Raw genomic sequence first — 16,008 nt, forward strand, 5'->3', positions numbered from 1 at the left:
ACCGACCACCGCGCAACCTCGGCGACGACACGTAGCGAAAACGACGTTCTCAAACATTCGGGAGGCCGCCTTGACCACAGGGGCGCGCTACCGCAGCACCGCACCGATCACCCTCGCCGCGGGATGGAGCCTGGAACGGCTCACGCCCCCGAGCCGGCTGTTCGGTGCGAACGGCCTGCGCACCGGTCCGGACGGCCGCGTCTATGTGGCGCAGGTGGCCGGGAGTCAGATCAGCGCGCTCGATCTCGCCACCGGAGACCTGGAGACGATCAGCGCCCGGGGCGGCGATATCGTCGCCCCCGACGACCTGGCCTTCGATGCCGAGGGCAACCTCATCGTCACCGAGTACATGGACGCGCGGGTCAGCGTGCGCGGCACCGACGGCCGCGCCCGGGTGCTGCGCGCCGATCTGCCCGGCGCCAACGGCATCACCGTGCACCGGGGCCGGCTGTTCGTCGACGAATGCCGCCTCGGCGGGCGTCTCATGGAGCTGCCGCTCGACGGCGGCGCCCCGCGCGTGCTGCAGGACAACCTGCCGATGCCCAATGCCATGGCGGCCGGTCCCGACGGCCTCCTCTACTACCCGGTCATGGGCACCAACGACATCTGGCGTATCGATCCCGACGGCGGCACGCCCGAACGGGTCGTCGGCGATCTGGGCGCACCCGACTCGGTCAAGTTCGACTCCGCGGGCCATATCGTCTCCACGCAGGCGGGTACCGGCGAGGTGCTGCGCATCGATCCACGCACCGGGGACCGCCGGGTGCTGGCACGACTGGAGCCCGGCCTGGACAACTGCACCTTCGTCGACGAGCGCCTGTTCGTGTCGCATTTCTCCGGTGCGATCACCGAGATCCTCGGCGGCGGGGAGACGCGCAACGTGCTGGACGGGGGCCTGCTGTGGCCGCTGGATCTCACCGTCGGCCCCGACGGCGGCCTGTACGTGGCCGACGGGACGTTCTTCTACACCTTGCGCGACGGTGAATTGCACACGGTCGCCTCGCTTTTCAGCCCCGGAAACCCCGGCTATGTCCGCGGCGTCGCCGCCGTCGGCGCGAGCGAGTTCGTGTGCGCGACCTCCACCGGCCAGGTCTCGTACTACCGCCCCGGCACGACCGAGGAACCCGAGGTCGTGGCCGACGGTTTCGATCAGCTCTACGGCATCGCGGCGGGCCGGGACGGGACGATCGTCACCGCGGAACTGGGCGCGGGCCGTGTGCTGGCGCTCCGCGCCGGGCAGGTGGAGGTGCTGGCGGCGGGGCTGGACGCGCCGCGAGGGGTCGCGTTCGGGCCCGACGGTACCGTCCTGGTATCCGAATCGGGCGCGGGGCGCGTGGTTTCCGTCGGCCCCGCGGGTGTCCACGTGGTGGCGGACGGCCTGACGAATCCGCACGGAATTCTGGTGCGCGACAACCGATTGCATATCATCGATGCCGACATCAAGGCCCTGGTCCGGATCGACCTCGACACGAAGGCACGCACCATCCTCGCGGCCGGACTCCCGGTGGGCGCGCAGCCCGGCGTGACCCCCAAGCCGCTGCTCGGAACACCCCCGTTCTCCGGCCCCATGGGCCCGTTCACCGGCATAGCCGCCGGTCCGGACGGCACACTCTACATTTCCGGCGACGCCGAGGGCAGTGTCTTGGCGCTGCGAGAGCAGGGCGGGCAGCGATGACCACGGGGGAACACTTGGCGCACAACGGCTTCGGCGAACTGGGCCTCGCGGGGCGCGTCGTCATCGTCGCGGGGGCGGGTGGTGGCGGCATCGGTACGGCCGTGTGCCGCCTGGTCGCTCGCGCGGGCGCCACCGTGATCGCGGTCAGCCGATCCCCGGAGAATTTGGGCGAACATATCGAACCGCTTGCCGCCGCGGGGCTTTCGGTTGTTCCGGTGGCGGCCGACGTCGGCACCGACGCGGGCATCGACACCGCGCTCGAGCATGCCCGCGGCGCACCGGGCTCCCTGCACGGCCTGGTCAATGTCGCCGGCGGCGCCGCTCCCGCGACCTGGATGCCCGCCACCCGCGTGACCCGCGACGACTGGCGCGCGCTGTTCGAGCAGAACCTCGAGACCATGTTCTTCACCAGTCAGGCGGTGGCCGCGGAACTGCGGTCGCAGGGCCGTCCGGGGTCGATCGTGTCGATCTCGTCGATCAGCGGAATGAACACGGCCCCTTTCCATATCGCCTACGGCACGGCCAAGGCCGCCGTGGTGGCGGCGACCCGGACGATGGCCGCGGAACTGGCGCTCGACGGCATCCGCGTCAACGCCGTCGCCCCCGGGGTGACGGCGACGCCCGCCTCGGGCACCTATGTCGACGAGGACTCCGACCGCGACCGCCGCGCCATCGCCATGGGCCGGCGCGGGCGTCCCGAGGAACAGGCCGGGCCCATCCTGTTCCTGCTGTCCGACCTGGCGAGCTATATCACCGGCCAGACGCTGCTCGTCGACGGCGGATTGAACCTCAAGTGGACCCATCTCGGCGCCGACAACACCTCACTGTTTCTGAAGGACGAGTCGTTCCGCGCCGCGATCACCCGCTGACGGCGCGAGGGTCATCAGGAGGACATCATGACCGAGACACCGGAACCGCTGTCGACACCGCTGACCATCGGTGTCGAGGCGTACATTTCGCCGGAGTACGCCCGCGCCGAAGGGGACCGGCTCTGGGCCAAGGTGTGGCAGCAGGTCGAGCGGGTGGAGGAGATCCCCCGGGTCGGCGACTTCCTCACCTACGAGATCCAGGACGACTCGATCATCGTGGTGCGCACCGCTCCCGACACGATCCGCGCCTACCACAACGTCTGCGCGCACCGGGGCCGCCGCCTGATCGACACCCCGCCCGGCGCGCACGACGCCCGCGGCAGCCGCAAGCAGTTCGTGTGCGGATTCCACGGCTGGCGCTACGACCTGCGAGGCCGCAACACATTCGTGGCCGAACGCGAGGACTGGCCGTGCGGTCTCAGCGAGCGCAACGACGGCCTGAACCCGGTGCGGGTCGACACCTGGGGCGGCTGGATCTGGATCACCATGGACCCCGACGCCGTGCCCCTGCGCGAATATCTGGAACCCGCCGCGAGCCTGCTCGAGCACTTCGAGCTGGAGAAGATGCGCTACCGGTGGCGGCGGTGGCTGACCTTCGACTGCAACTGGAAGGTCGCCTTCGAGGCATTCATGGAGACCTACCACGTGCCCTACACGCATCCGGAGTTCATGAACTTCGGGCAGTTCCTGGGCTGGGCGCGGGCGCAGGGCAGGCACAGCAATATCGGCTACGACGCGCCGAAGGGGATGGAGGAGAACCAGGCCAAGGTGCGCCTGGGCCACGGTCCCGACGCCCGGGTCTCGACGGCGGCGCTGCAGAATTTCACCTGGGAGAACGCCAATACCAACACCACCCGGACGCTGGTCGACGTGGCCAACCGCCTGGTCGACGAGCTGCCCGAGGGCACCCCGGCGGGCGAGGTCCTGCGGTACTGGCTCGACACCGCGCGCTCGGAGGACGAGGCGCGCGGCGTGGTCTGGCCCAAGGTCGATCCCGACATCGTCGCGCGGGCCGGTACCGCGTGGCAGATCTTCCCGAACTTCCAGATCGGCCACGCGCTGAACAACATGCTGTGCTACCGGTTCCGGCCCTACGGCCACGACCCCGACAGATGCATCTTCGAGGCCGCCGTCTTCGAGCTGTTCCCGCCCGGCGAGGAGCCGGAGACCGAGTGGGAGTACACGCCCGAGGGCGATCCGAACTGGAGAACCGTGCTGCCACAGGACTTCTCCAACATGGCCGCGGTACAGAAGGGCCTGAAGTCGCGGGGCTTCTCCGGCGCGAAACCGAATCCGTATCGCGAGCGCAGCATCGTCAATCTGCATCACAACCTCGCCTCCTACATGGGCACCGGCGAGCCCCGCCCGATGCCCTAGCGGGAACGCCCGTCCCCCGATCACATTCGAGTCAGAGATCCAGGAAATCCGATGCAACAGTGCGAGCCGACGGAAACGCCCGAGGTCGACCGGGAGGCCCTCCGCGCGAAATATCTGGCCGAGCGCGACAAGCGGCTGCGTCCCGAGGGACAGCGCCAGTACCTCGAGGCCGAGAACGAATTCGCCGAGTTCTACGAACACGATCCACATATGCCGGTCGTACCGCGCGAACCGATCTCCGCCGATATCGACGTGGTGGTGCTCGGCGGCGGTTTCGCCGGGCTCATCACCGCGCATCGGTTGCAGCGGGCGGGCGTCACGGATTTCCGGATCGTCGAGCTGGGCGGCGATTTCGGCGGTGTGTGGTACTGGAACCGCTATCCCGGCATCCAGGTGGACTCGGATTCCTACACCTACCTGCCGCTGATCGAAGAGACCGGCTACATGCCGACGGAGAAGTTCACCCACGGCGACGAGAACTACGAGCATGCTCAGCGCATCGGCAAACACTTCGGCCTCTACGAGAAGGCGATCTTCCACACCCTGACCCGTTCGCTGGAATGGGACGAGGAACTCGAACGCTGGCGAATCGGCACCAATCGAGGTGACGACATTCGGGCCCGCTTCGTGGTGATGTGCCAGGGCCCCTACAACCGCCCGAAGCTGCCCGGCATCCCGGGTATCACCGACTTCACCGGACACACCTTCCACACCGCCCGCTGGGACTACGACTACACCGGCGGCGACCTGCACGGCGGACTGGACCGGCTCGCCGACAAGCGCGTCGCCATCATCGGCACGGGATCGACTGCGGTCCAAGCGATTCCGCACCTGGCGCGCGGCGCGAAGCACCTCACCGTGTTCCAGCGGACACCGTCGTACATCTTCGAGCGCGACAACTACCCCACCGATCCGGAATGGGTGAAGACGCTGCAACCGGGCTGGCGCGCGGAACGGCAGCGCAACTTCCACAACGCGGCCTTCGCGTTCTACAGCCCGGGTGAGCCGGATCTGATCTGCGACGGCTGGACCGAGGTCGCTCGCAACCTGGCCGCGCGGCTGAACGAGACCGGCGGCTGGGCGGCACTGGCGGATCCGGCGAAGTTCCTGGAACTCAAGGAGATCGAGGACTACCGGGCGATGGAGCGGCTGCGCCGCCGCGTCGAGGAGATCGTCGAGGATCCGGAGACGGCGGAGAAGCTCAAGCCGTACTACCGCAACATGTGCAAGCGACCGGTCTTCAACGACGACTACCTGCCGACGTTCAATCGACCGAACGTCACCCTCGTCGACGTCTCGGATACCAAAGGCGTGGAACGCATCACCGCGAAGGGCGTCCTGGCCCACGGCGTCGAGCACGAGGTGGACTGTCTCATCTTCGCCAGCGGTTTCGAGATCACCACCTCGCTCGATCGCCAGTACGCCGTCGAGCCGTTCACCGGGCGCGGCGGGCGGTCGCTGTACGAGCACTGGGGCGCGGGATTCCGCACGATGCACGGCATCACGACCCACGGCTTCCCGAACATCTACTTCACCGGGTTCATTCAGGGCGGTGTCACCGCGGCCACCACCCTCATGTTCGAGCAGCAGGCCGACCACATCGCCTACATCATCGCGCAGGCGCGGCGGCGCGGCGCCACGGTCGTGGAACCCAGCGCGGAGGCCGAGGAGCGGTGGGTCCGCACGATCCGCGAGAACACGGTCGACAACAGCACCTTCGTGAGCGAATGCACGCCCGGCTACTACAACAGCGAGGGCGAGCCGAACGGCCGCTCGTTCCTCGGCGATCCGTTCTGGGGCGGGTTCTACGTGCTCGAGGACATGCTGCGGGCGTGGCGGGACGCGGGCGAGCTGGAGGGGTTGGTGCTGAGCGAATGACCGCCGGGCCGGAGCTGAGATTCGACGATCGCGTCGCCGTGATCACCGGCGCGGGGCGGGGTTTGGGGCGCGCGTACGCCCTGCTGCTCGCCTCGAGGGGCGCCCGGGTCGTGGTCAACGACACCGGCGCCGCCATCAGCGGCGACGGCGCGGACATCGACGTCGCGAACCAAGTGGCGCAGGAGATTTCGGCGGCGGGTGGCGAGGCCGTCGCGTGTACCGAATCCGTCGCGAGCCCCGAGGGCGGACGCGCGATCGTCGAATCGGCCCTGGATGCCTACGGCCGCATCGACATCCTCATCCACAATGCGGGGAACAACCGCTACGCCGCGCTGGCGGAGATGACCTACGAGGACTTCGAGGCGGTCCTCGATGTGCACCTGCGCGGCGCCTTTCACGTTGTGCGGGCAGCGTTTCCGCGGATGTGCGACGCCGGATACGGCCGCGTCGTGCTCACCTCGTCGATCGGCGGCCTCTACGGCAACGAGCGGGTCGCCAACTACGCCGCGGCCAAGGCGGGCATCATCGGGCTGTCCACCGTGGTCGCCCTGGAGGGCGCCGCGCACGGCGTGAAATCCAATGTGATCGTCCCGGCCGCCCTGACCCGGCTGGCCGACGGGCTCGACACCTCGGCCTACCCGCCGATGGGACCGGAGCTGACGGCACCGGCGGTCGCCTGGCTGGCACACGAAACCTGTTCCGTCACAGCGGAACTGCTGGTCGCCATCGCGGGGCGGATCGCGCGCGCGTTCATCGCCGAGACACCGGGCATATACCGGCCGTCGTGGACGGTCGAAGACGTAGCCGAACACATCGACGCCATTCGCGACACCAAGGATTTCTGGCTGCTACCGGCGGTCCCCTCGGGCCACGCCGAGCACATCGGCAGGAGTTTCGCGATGGCCACGGAAGGACATGACGCATGACGGTGAAGGTATACGAGCGCATTCTGGACCTGTTCGAGGCCGAGGGCATCGACACGATCTTCGGCATTCCGGATCCGAACTTCGTGCACCTGTTCCACCTCGCCGAACAGCGTGGCTGGAATGTCGTTGCGCCCCACCACGAGGAGTCGGCGGGCTTCATGGCCGAGGCGGTGTCGCGGATGACCGGCAAGCCCGCGCTGGCCATCGCCACGCTGGGACCGGGTATCGCGAATCTGGCCGGATCGATCATGTGCGCCAAGGTGGAGAACTCCCCCATCGTCTTCCTCGGCGGGCAGCGCGCCCGGATCACCGAGCAGCGGGTGCGCCGCGGCCGGATCCAATTCGTGCAGCAGTCCTCGCTGATCGAGAACTCGGTGAAGTACAGCGCCAGTATCGAATACGCGGACCAGACCGACGAGATCATTCGCGAGGGGCTGCGCAAGGCGCTGTCGGGTACCCCGGGTCCGGTGTACATCGAGTACCCCTCGCACGTGATCCTCGAGGAACTCGAGGCGCCACCGGTGTTGCCGCCCAGGGCCTATCGGCTCGTCGGCCAGACCGCGGGCCCGGATCGGATCACCGACGCCGTGCGGTACATCCGCGCCGCGCAACAGCCGATCCTGCTGGTCGGGCACGGCGTGCACACCGCCCGGGCGGGGGCTCCGGTGCGGGAGCTGGCCGAGCTCATGGCGGCACCGGTCCTGCAGACCTCGGGCGGCACCTCCTACATCGCGGGGCTGGAGGATCGCACCTTTCCGTACGGCTTCTCCAAGGCCGGGCTCGAGGCGGTGGTGCGGTCGGATCTGGTGCTGGCCATCGGCACCGAACTCGGCGAGCCGGTGCACTTCGGCCGCGGACGGCACTGGGTGGCCAACGAGGCCAACCGGAAATGGCTGCTGGTGGAACAGGATCCGGCGGCCATCGGCGTGAACCGGCCCATCGACGTGCCGCTGGTCGGTGACCTGCGGGCGATCGTGCCACAGCTGGTCGAGGCGCTGCGCGACACCCCGCGCACGCCCACACCGGACCTGGCGCGCTGGATCGAGCAGGACGCGGCGGAGCGGGCGGAACTGGCGGACACGGCGCCCACCGGCGGCGAACTGGTGCACCCCGCCCGGATGATCGTGGAGGCCACCAAGGCCTTTCCCGCCGACGGCATCATGGTGCGCGACGGCGGCGCCACCACGATCTTCGGCTGGACCTACTCTCAGGCCAAGCCCCACGACGTGATCTGGAACCAGAACTTCGGCCATCTGGGCACCGGCCTGCCCTACGCGGTGGGCGCGTCGGTGGCCGACGGCGGTCGGCGGCCGGTCATGCTGATCACCGGCGACTCGTCGTTCCAGTTCCAGATCGCGGAGCTGGAAACCGCTGCGCGGCTGAACCTTCCGCTGGTCTGCGTGGTCGGTGTCGACTATGCCTGGGGCCTCGAGGTCGGCGTCTACAAACGCACCTTCGGGACGGAGGATCCGCGGCAGCCCGGGGTGCACTGGAGCAAGGACGTGCGACTGAACCGGGTCGCCGAGGGCTTCGGGTGTTACGGCGAATACGTCGAACGCGACGAGGATATCGCCCCCGCCATCAAGCGCGCCTACGCCTCCGGCCGGCCGGGCGTCATTCACGTCGCGGTCGATCCGAAGGCCAATTCCGAGGAGATGCCCAGCTACGACGAGTTCCGGACCTGGTATGCGGAAGGACAGCAGTGATGCGCGAGTACTCGACGTTCTACATCGGCGGGACGTGGGCCGATCCGGCCGACACCCGGACCTTCGAGGTGGTGAATCCGGCGACCGAGGAGGTCTGCGGGAAGGTCGCGAGCGGCTCGGCCGCCGACGTCGATCGGGCCGTGGACGCGGCGCGCCGCGCCTTCCCGGAGTGGGCGGCGACAACCACGCAAACTCGGATCGAGTTGTTGCGCAGGATAAGTGACGAGTACCGCAAGCGCCGGAACGACCTCGCCGCGGCCCTGACCGAGGAGATGGGTGCCCCCGCCGCGCTGGCTGGTGGGTTCCAAGTCGACCTGGGCGCCGGGCATCTGGCGACGGCCATCGAGATCCTCGAGGGCTTCGCGTTCGAGCAGCGCCGCGGCGACACCCTGATCGTCAAGGAACCGATCGGCGTCTGCGGTCTCGTCACGCCGTGGAACTGGCCGCTGAATCAGATTGCCGTCAAGGTCTTTCCGGCCCTGGCGGCCGGTTGCACGATGGTGCTCAAGCCGTCGGAGCAGGCGCCGTTCTCCGGGCAGATCTTCGCCGAAATCCTCGATGGCGCAGGGGTTCCCGCGGGTGTGTTCAATCTGGTGCAGGGCGACGGCCTGGGCGTCGGGGCGCCGCTGTCGGCGCATCCCGGGGTGGACATGGTGTCGTTCACGGGCTCCACGCGCGCGGGTATCGAGATCGCCAGGAACGCGGCGCCTTCCGTCAAGCGGGTCACGCAGGAGCTGGGCGGCAAGAGCCCGAACATCGTCCTCGACGACGCCGATCTGGTGGCCAATGTGGGCGGGGCCGTCGCGACTCTGATGAACAATTCGGGCCAGACCTGTAGCGCGCTGTCGCGCATGCTGGTTCCGCGCGCTCGCATGGACGACGCCGCGGCGGCGGCCAGGGACGCGGCCGCCCAACTGTCCGTGGGCGATCCGACCGGCGACGTCGCGCTGGGCCCGGTGGTTTCCGGCGCGCAGTTCGACAAGATCCAGGCGCTGATCCGCAAGGGTATCGATGAGGGCGCCACGCTGGTCGTCGGCGGCACCGGCCGCCCCGACGGGCTGACCAAGGGCTACTACGTCAAGCCCACGGTCTTCGCCGACGTGACCAACGACATGACCATCGCCCGCGAGGAGATCTTCGGCCCGGTCCTGACCATCCTCGGCTACGACGACATCGATCAGGCCGTCGACATCGCCAACGACACCGACTACGGCCTCGCCGCGAATGTCGCCGGCGCCGACCTCGACCGGGCCCGCGCCGTGGCCCGCCGGATCCGCGCCGGATGGGTCACGATCAACGACGCCTTCGACTTCCACGCCCCCTTCGGCGGCTACCGCAAGAGCGGAAACGGCAGGGAGTGGGGCGAATTCGGCTTCGAGGAGTACCTGGAGACCAAGGCGATCCTGGGCTACGCGCCGGAGTAACTCTCACAGCGGAGTCGTGGGAGGAAAAGTGACCGGAAGCGCCGCCAATGCCCGGTGGAAAGGGCCGGGCCGCCAGCGGAGTTCGGTAGTCGGCACCGCCAGCCGCATATCGGGCAGCACATCGAGAAGCTGATCGATGGCGTTCTGGGCGACCAGATAGGCGATCGATTGCGCGGGGCAGGCATGCCCGCCGACCCCCCATGCCAGATGCGCGCGATTGCCCGTGTGATCCCCGGATCGGATCTCCGGATCGTTGTTGCACGCGGCCATGCTGATCACCACCGGCCGATGGGCAGGCAGCCAGACATCGTCCAGCAGAATCGACCGGCGAGGGTAGGTGAAGAGAAAGTTCGCCAGCGGCGGGTCGTTGAACAAGACCTCGTCGAGGGCGTCGCGGGTCGACAGGCTTCCACCGACGACACTGCCGCCGAACCGATCGTCGGTGATGATCGACAGTAGGGTGTTGGTGATGAGGTTCTGCTGAAATTCGATCCCGGCACCGTAGTGCCCCGCCACCTGGTGGACCATCTCCTCGTCGTCGAGTGCCGCGGGATGCCGCAGTAGTAGCGATGTGAGGTCGTTACCGGATTCCGCCCGTTTGAGCCGCACCAGTTCCAGCATCGCCGCGCTGATCATCCTGTTGCCTTCCTCGGCATCGACGCCCTCGACGAGCGCGGCCATGCCGGTGGCGACTCGCTGCCCGATCGCCGCCGGGCAGCCCAGCAGCGCATTGACGGCCTCGAATGTCAAGGGGAAGACGTATTGCTGGATCAGGTCGGCCGTACCGTCGCCGCAGAAGGTGTTGATCAGTGGGACGGCGATCTGCTCCACAGCGGTGTGCAGGGCGTACGAATCCACCTCGCCGATACTGCCCGTGATGGCCCGCCGATAACGCAGGAAATCCGCGCCGGAATTTCTGCTCGCGGTGGGCCGCCACTCCATGATCGGACGGACGGGGCAGTCTTCCGGTATGTCCTTTTGCCACGTGCGCGGATCGGCCGGAAAGCGCTCGGGATCATTGAGGATCCGCACCGCCGTGCGGTAGCCCACCACCAATGTCGCCGGAACGCCCGGCGACAGCTCGACCGGAACCAATGAGCCGTACTGCCCCCGCATCTCACGGTATGCGCGGTGCGGATCCGCGGCGAATTCGGGCGCGTGCAGCGGCACCCGGACGTCGGGCGCGTCGACCGGGGCGCCACGGACGGTCGAGGCGGGCGGGGATAGGGGCGGCAGGTGTGGTGGTTTCGGAGTCGCCAATCACTGTCCTCTGTACTTCCGGCAAAGGTCCCGCCCGCCATCGATGGTGACACCGCATCGGGCCGAACCAGTAGGGCCGATCGTGCCGAGCGGCAGCCCGACCGCGCCAATCTCACCCACCGGATACGCGGCACGGCGATCGGCTAGCCTCACCGAACAGTCCGAACGTGGGCGGGCCGGTACCGCCAGACGTTCCGATCAGGTGCGCACAGGTAGGCAGAGGTACTCGCGGGTGAATACGGCAGACAGCGTTGCGTTTCCGAATTTCATACTGGCCAACGCCGGCGTGACCGAGGCATCCCGGCGGCGGCTGGCCGGGGCGGCGCACCTGCCGCAGTGGTTGCTCGACAGCGGTGACACCTTGGTACCCAGCAACAGTCAGCTCCAGTTGTGGGAACTGGTCGAGCACGAGCTCGGCGACCGCGACGTGGCGCTGCGCATCGGACAGGTGAACACGCTGGGCCACTTCGGGTTACACGACTACCTGTTCAGCACCGCGCCGACCCTCGCCGACGGGCTGGCGCTGTCCGAGCAGTACGCCGACCTCATCACCACCAACGTCGGATTCGCGGTGTCCGGCGAGTCCGAGGACGAGGCGAACGCGGATGTCCGGCTGCTCGACGGGCACGGGCGCGGACATCAGCTGGCCACGCAGTTCTCCCTCGCCGCCGTGGTGACCCGGGCCCGGCACGCCACCGGCCGGGATGTCCATCCGGTCCGGATCCGCTTCCGGCAACCGGCACCGCGGCGACACGACGCATTCGTCGAGGCATTCGGCACCCGCCGGATCGATTTCGGTGCGCCGACCGACCAGATCACGTTCCGCACCAGGGATTTGGCGACGCCGCTGCGCACGGCGGATCCGGCGCTCGCCGCCGTGCTGCACCGGTGCGCGCGGACGCTGCCGCCGCCGCGCCGCCTCGATGCCAGCTGGTCCAGTCAGGTACACCATGCGCTGACCGCCCTCCTCGGCGACGGCCGCGTGACCATCGACCGCGCCGCGCGCTATCTGGCGACGAGCAGACGCACCCTGCAGCGCCGGCTCGCCGACGAGGGAACCACGTGGACGCGCGAACTCGACCGGGCGCGGAGCGCGGTGGTGGAACACCGTTCCCACCACAGCCCGCACGACACCAAATCCTCGCTCGCCCGGCGCGTCGGCTACGCGGATCCCGGAGCACTCCGCCGCGCCCAGCACAGGTGGGCCACTCGGGCCTGAGCATCCTCCGGGGCGTTCCGTGCCTATCCCGGTGCCTACCGCGCCATCCTCCGTTCCGGCACCCGCGGCACCGAATCCGCTGCCGGATACTGCGATTCAGCCGCGGCAGCGCGGCGCGACGGTGCGAGAAAGGCATGGCATGGGCGAAACCTCGGAGCCACAGGGTGTGCTTCCCGGGATACTGCGACTCGGCGGCTCCGTCCTGTCGGAGAAGGTTCTCCGACGCAGGGACACCGAGATTCCGATGCGGAGGAGCGAGGTCACCGCGCAGTGGCTCACCAGCGTGCTGGCGGCCGAACATCCTGGGGCACAAGTGGAATCGTTCGAAATCGTCGATGTGGACGGCGGCACGACGAGCCGATGGAAGGCCACGGTCGAATACAACGAGGCCGGGCGGGCGGCGAAGCTGCCCGAGCACCTGTTCGGCAAGACGACCCTGACCTTCACGCAGCGTCTGACGCAGTATCTGGCGCATGCGCTGCCCGGCGAACCGGGGTTCTTCCAGCAGCTGCGGCCGGAGCTGAATATCGAGGCGCCGCGCGGGTATTTCGGCGCCGCGAATACCCGCACCGGCCGATCGCTCACACTGCTCGAAGACATCGGTATCACCAAGCGGGCGCGGTTCTGCACCCCGCTGGAGACCGTCACCCGGGAGCAGATCGAGGACCTGCTCGCGAATATGGCCGTCTGGCACGGCCACTACTGGGAGTCTCCCGAGCTGCGAACACGCGAGTGGTTGAAGACGCCGAGCGCCCATTTCCGCAATTTCGACCGGCTGCTGGGAATGCGGAAACGGGCGCGCGTCGGACTCGACCGCGCCCCCGATATCGTTCCCGACACACTGCCTCCCGTGCAGGACCGCCTCTACGACGCGTGCGGCAAGGCCCTGCTGATCGCCGAACAGGGTGCCCAGACACTGCTGCACGGGGATCCCCATATCGGCAACGCGTACATCTGCGCCGACGGCCGCATGGGATTCACCGACTGGCAACTGGTGCTGCGCGGCAGCTGGGCCTTCGACGTGACCTACACGATCACCTCCGGCCTCGAGGTGGCCGACCGCAGGGCTTGGGAGCGGGAACTCATCGAGTTCTATATCGACCGCTTGCATGCGGCCGGTGGACCCGCCCTGCCCTTCGAGGACGCCTGGCTCGCCTACCGCAGACAATGCCTCTATCCATACTTCGCATGGATGATCACCATCGGGCGCAGCGCCCTCATGCCCGAATTCCAGCCCGCCGAGATATGCCGCGCCATCGTGCACCGCACATCCCACGCGATCATGGACCTGGACGCGCTACGAGCGGTCGAAGGTAGCTGATCACGTCAACCCCAGATCGCGAGCCACGATCATCTTCATGACCTCGCTGGTGCCCGCGTAGATGCGCGCGACCCGGGCGTCGGTGTAGAGGCGGGCGATCGGGTACTCCATCATGTAGCCGTAGCCGCCGAACAGTTGCAGGCAGCGGTCGACGACGCGGGCCTGTACCTCGGTGCAGAACAGTTTGACGCGCGCCGCGTCCGCACCCGACAGCGCGCCGTCGAGCAGGTCGAGCACCGCCCGGTCGATCATCGTCCGGGCGGCCTCGACCTCCGCGGACATCGCGGCCAGTTCGAACTTGGTGTTCTGGAACGAGGCCACCGGCGTGCCGAATGCCTTGCGCTGCCTGGTGTAGTCGATGGTCGCGGTGATGGCGGCGCGGGCCTGGGCGACCGATCCGACGGCCACCGTCAGCCGCTCCTGGGGCAGGTTGTGGCCGAGATAGCCGAAGGCCGCGCCCTCCTCGCCGAGCCGATTGGCCACCGGCACCCGGACATCGCTGAACGACAGTTCCATCGTGTCCTGCACCTTGCAGCCCATCTTCTCCAGCATGCGGCCGCGGGTGAACCCGGGCATCCCGTCCTCGACGACGAGCAGGGTGAGACCGGCGCGGCGATTCTCCGGGTCGGTGGAGGTGCGGGCGACCACGATGACCAGATCCGCCAGCAGGCCGCCGGTGATGAAAGTCTTTGCGCCGTTGAGGATGTAGTGCTCGCCGTCGCGGACCGCGGTGCTGCGCATGCCCGCAAGATCCGACCCGGTCCCCGGCTCGGTCATGGCGACGGCGGTGAGCAACTGCCCCGACGCCAGGCCGGGAAACCAGCGCTCCCGCTGTGCCGCGTCGGCGTACTCGAGGAAGTACGGCAGGATGACATCGAGCTGCGTGCGCACCGTGCCGAGGGTGACCAGCGCGCGGGCCGCCTCTTCCTGCAGAACGACGTTGTACCGGTAGTCGCGCTGCCCCGCTCCCCCGTATTCCTCGGGCACCGCGAAACCCAGCAGCCCGAGTTGCCCCATCTCGGTGAAGATTTCGCGCGGCATCACCCCGGCCTTCTCCCACGCGGGATAGTCGGGCACGATCCGCTTCTCGACGAAATCCCGGACCAGCCCGCGGAACGCCTCGTGATCGGCGGTGAACAGTTCTCGGCGCATGTGCGGCTCCGTTCAGGACATCAGTTCGACCACGGTGGCATTGGCGGTGCCGCCGCCCTCGCACATGGTCTGCAGGCCGTAGCGAATTCCGTTGTCGCGCATGTGATAAATCATCCGGGTCATGAGCACGGCGCCGGAACCGCCGAGGGGGTGCCCGAGGGCGATCGCCCCGCCGAGCGGGTTCGTCCGCGCGGGATCGGCGCCGGTTTCGGCCAGCCAGGCCAGCGGGACCGGGGCGAAGGCCTCGTTCACCTCGAACACGCCGATCTCGTCGAGCGCCACACCCGCCTTGCCCAGGACCTTCTCGGTCGCCGGAATCGGGCCGGTGAGCATCAGTACCGGATCCGAACCCGCCACCGCGCCCGCCCGGTAGCGCACCAGCGGGGTCACTCCGAGCGCCCGCGCCCGCTCCGCGGTGGTCACCAGCAGCGCCGCGGCCCCGTCCGAGATCTGCGACGAGTTGCCCGCATGAATGACACCGTCGTCCCGGAATGCTGGTTTCAGTCCGGCCAGCTTCTCCGCGGTGGTACCGCGCCTGATGCCTTCGTCCGCGGCCACCGCACCGGAATCGGTCGGTACGGCGACGATCTGGTCGGCGAAGGCACCCGAATCCTGAGCCGCGGCAGCGCGCTCGTGCGACCGCGCCGAGTACTCGTCGAGCCGGGTGCGGGTGAAACCCCATTTCTGCGCGATCAATTCGGCCGAGATGCCCTGGTTGAAGGAGAAGTCGTCGTAGCGCGCCAACGCTTTCGGGCCGTACGGCTGCCCGGAGGCGCGGGCCGCCCCCAGCGGCACCCGGCTCATCACCTCGACGCCACCGGCCACCACCACGTCCTGCTGCCCCGACAGCACGGCCTGCGCGGCGAAATCCAGTGCCTGCTGGCTGGATCCGCACGCGCGATTCACGGTGGTGCCGGGGATGGTCTCCGGCCAGCCCGCCGCCAGCACCGCGTAGCGGCCGATATTGCTGGACTGGTCGCCGACCTGGGAGACGCAGCCCCAGATCACGTCGTCGATCACCGCCGGATCCACGCCGGTGCGCTCGGACAGTGCGGTGAGCACGAGCGCGGACAGGTCGGCCGGGTGCACGCCGGACAGCGCGCCGTTGCGTTTGCCGACGGCGGTGCGGACCGCCCCGGCGATGACTACCTCACGCATCTCTCATCTCCCGTTCTCGGACTCGGTGCGGATCGGCGGCCGC

Annotated in this window: 12 protein-coding genes; 9 read left to right on the forward strand and 3 right to left on the reverse strand. The window is 68.5% G+C overall.

The window, feature by feature from the left end:
- Window positions 1–70: 70 nt before the first annotated feature.
- The 7 genes from QH290_RS03580 to QH290_RS03610 are packed head-to-tail and all read left to right on the forward strand — an operon-like array spanning window position 71 to window position 9,855.
- Window positions 71–1,675 (forward strand): SMP-30/gluconolactonase/LRE family protein, encoded by a 1,605-nt coding sequence (locus QH290_RS03580; RefSeq protein WP_280381944.1) that lies wholly within the window; start codon window positions 71–73, stop codon window positions 1,673–1,675.
- The gene (locus QH290_RS03585; protein ID WP_280381945.1) at window positions 1,672–2,544 is read left to right on the forward strand and encodes an SDR family NAD(P)-dependent oxidoreductase; all 873 of its coding nucleotides are present in this window, start codon (window positions 1,672–1,674) and stop codon (window positions 2,542–2,544) included. Before QH290_RS03580 ends, QH290_RS03585 begins: the two co-directional genes overlap by 4 nt.
- A gap of 27 nt (window positions 2,545–2,571) precedes the next feature.
- Window positions 2,572–3,921, forward strand: coding sequence for an aromatic ring-hydroxylating oxygenase subunit alpha (locus QH290_RS03590; protein WP_280381946.1), 1,350 nt, complete (start codon window positions 2,572–2,574; stop codon window positions 3,919–3,921).
- 51 nt (window positions 3,922–3,972) lie between these two features.
- Window positions 3,973–5,799: a flavin-containing monooxygenase gene (locus QH290_RS03595; protein WP_280381947.1), complete on the forward strand. Its 1,827-nt coding sequence runs from the start codon at window positions 3,973–3,975 to the stop codon at window positions 5,797–5,799.
- The gene (locus tag QH290_RS03600; RefSeq protein ID WP_280266974.1) at window positions 5,796–6,725 is read left to right on the forward strand and encodes an SDR family NAD(P)-dependent oxidoreductase; all 930 of its coding nucleotides are present in this window, start codon (window positions 5,796–5,798) and stop codon (window positions 6,723–6,725) included. Before QH290_RS03595 ends, QH290_RS03600 begins: the two co-directional genes overlap by 4 nt.
- On the forward strand, window positions 6,722–8,431 hold the full coding sequence (locus tag QH290_RS03605; protein WP_280381948.1) for a thiamine pyrophosphate-binding protein: 1,710 nt from the start codon (window positions 6,722–6,724) through the stop codon (window positions 8,429–8,431). Before QH290_RS03600 ends, QH290_RS03605 begins: the two co-directional genes overlap by 4 nt.
- A complete protein-coding gene (locus QH290_RS03610) occupies window positions 8,431–9,855 on the forward strand; it encodes an aldehyde dehydrogenase family protein (protein ID WP_280381949.1) in 1,425 nt (474 codons plus the stop codon). The genes QH290_RS03605 and QH290_RS03610 overlap by 1 nt, the downstream gene beginning before the upstream one ends.
- 3 nt (window positions 9,856–9,858) lie before the next feature.
- On the opposite strand, the gene QH290_RS03615 is transcribed toward QH290_RS03610, so the two are convergent.
- Complete coding sequence (locus QH290_RS03615) at window positions 9,859–11,115, reverse strand: cytochrome P450 family protein (protein ID WP_280381950.1); 1,257 nt, start codon at window positions 11,113–11,115, stop codon at window positions 9,859–9,861.
- A 232-nt stretch (window positions 11,116–11,347) separates the two neighbouring features.
- On the opposite strand from QH290_RS03615, the gene QH290_RS03620 reads away from it, so the two are divergent.
- Window positions 11,348–12,334: an AraC family transcriptional regulator ligand-binding domain-containing protein gene (locus QH290_RS03620; protein WP_280381951.1), complete on the forward strand. Its 987-nt coding sequence runs from the start codon at window positions 11,348–11,350 to the stop codon at window positions 12,332–12,334.
- Between the two features lie 244 nt (window positions 12,335–12,578).
- Window positions 12,579–13,655, forward strand: a complete 1,077-nt coding sequence (locus QH290_RS03625; RefSeq protein WP_280266979.1) for a phosphotransferase — start codon at window positions 12,579–12,581, stop codon at window positions 13,653–13,655.
- Here the strand turns inward: QH290_RS03625 and QH290_RS03630 are convergent, their stop codons facing one another.
- Entirely contained in the window at window positions 13,656–14,807 is a 1,152-nt protein-coding gene (locus QH290_RS03630) for an acyl-CoA dehydrogenase family protein (RefSeq protein ID WP_280381952.1), read from the reverse strand.
- A 12-nt stretch (window positions 14,808–14,819) separates the two neighbouring features.
- A complete protein-coding gene (locus tag QH290_RS03635) occupies window positions 14,820–15,965 on the reverse strand; it encodes a thiolase family protein (RefSeq protein WP_280381953.1) in 1,146 nt (381 codons plus the stop codon).
- Between the last annotated feature and the right edge of the window lie 43 nt (window positions 15,966–16,008).

Source organism: Nocardia wallacei, assembly GCF_029869545.1.
Taxonomy (GTDB): Bacteria; Actinomycetota; Actinomycetes; order Mycobacteriales; family Mycobacteriaceae; genus Nocardia; species Nocardia wallacei_A.

Coding starts and splice junctions, on each gene's coding strand:
- QH290_RS03595 (WP_280381947.1), top strand. CDS start 3,973: ATGCAACAGTGCGAGCCGACGGAAACGCCCGAGGTCGACCGGGAGGCC.
- QH290_RS03600 (WP_280266974.1), top strand. CDS start 5,796: ATGACCGCCGGGCCGGAGCTGAGATTCGACGATCGCGTCGCCGTGATC.
- QH290_RS03605 (WP_280381948.1), top strand. CDS start 6,722: ATGACGGTGAAGGTATACGAGCGCATTCTGGACCTGTTCGAGGCCGAG.
- QH290_RS03635 (WP_280381953.1), bottom strand. CDS start 15,965: ATGCGTGAGGTAGTCATCGCCGGGGCGGTCCGCACCGCCGTCGGCAAA.
- QH290_RS03625 (WP_280266979.1), top strand. CDS start 12,579: ATGCGGAGGAGCGAGGTCACCGCGCAGTGGCTCACCAGCGTGCTGGCG.
- QH290_RS03585 (WP_280381945.1), top strand. CDS start 1,672: ATGACCACGGGGGAACACTTGGCGCACAACGGCTTCGGCGAACTGGGC.
- QH290_RS03630 (WP_280381952.1), bottom strand. CDS start 14,807: ATGCGCCGAGAACTGTTCACCGCCGATCACGAGGCGTTCCGCGGGCTG.
- QH290_RS03610 (WP_280381949.1), top strand. CDS start 8,431: ATGCGCGAGTACTCGACGTTCTACATCGGCGGGACGTGGGCCGATCCG.
- QH290_RS03590 (WP_280381946.1), top strand. CDS start 2,572: ATGACCGAGACACCGGAACCGCTGTCGACACCGCTGACCATCGGTGTC.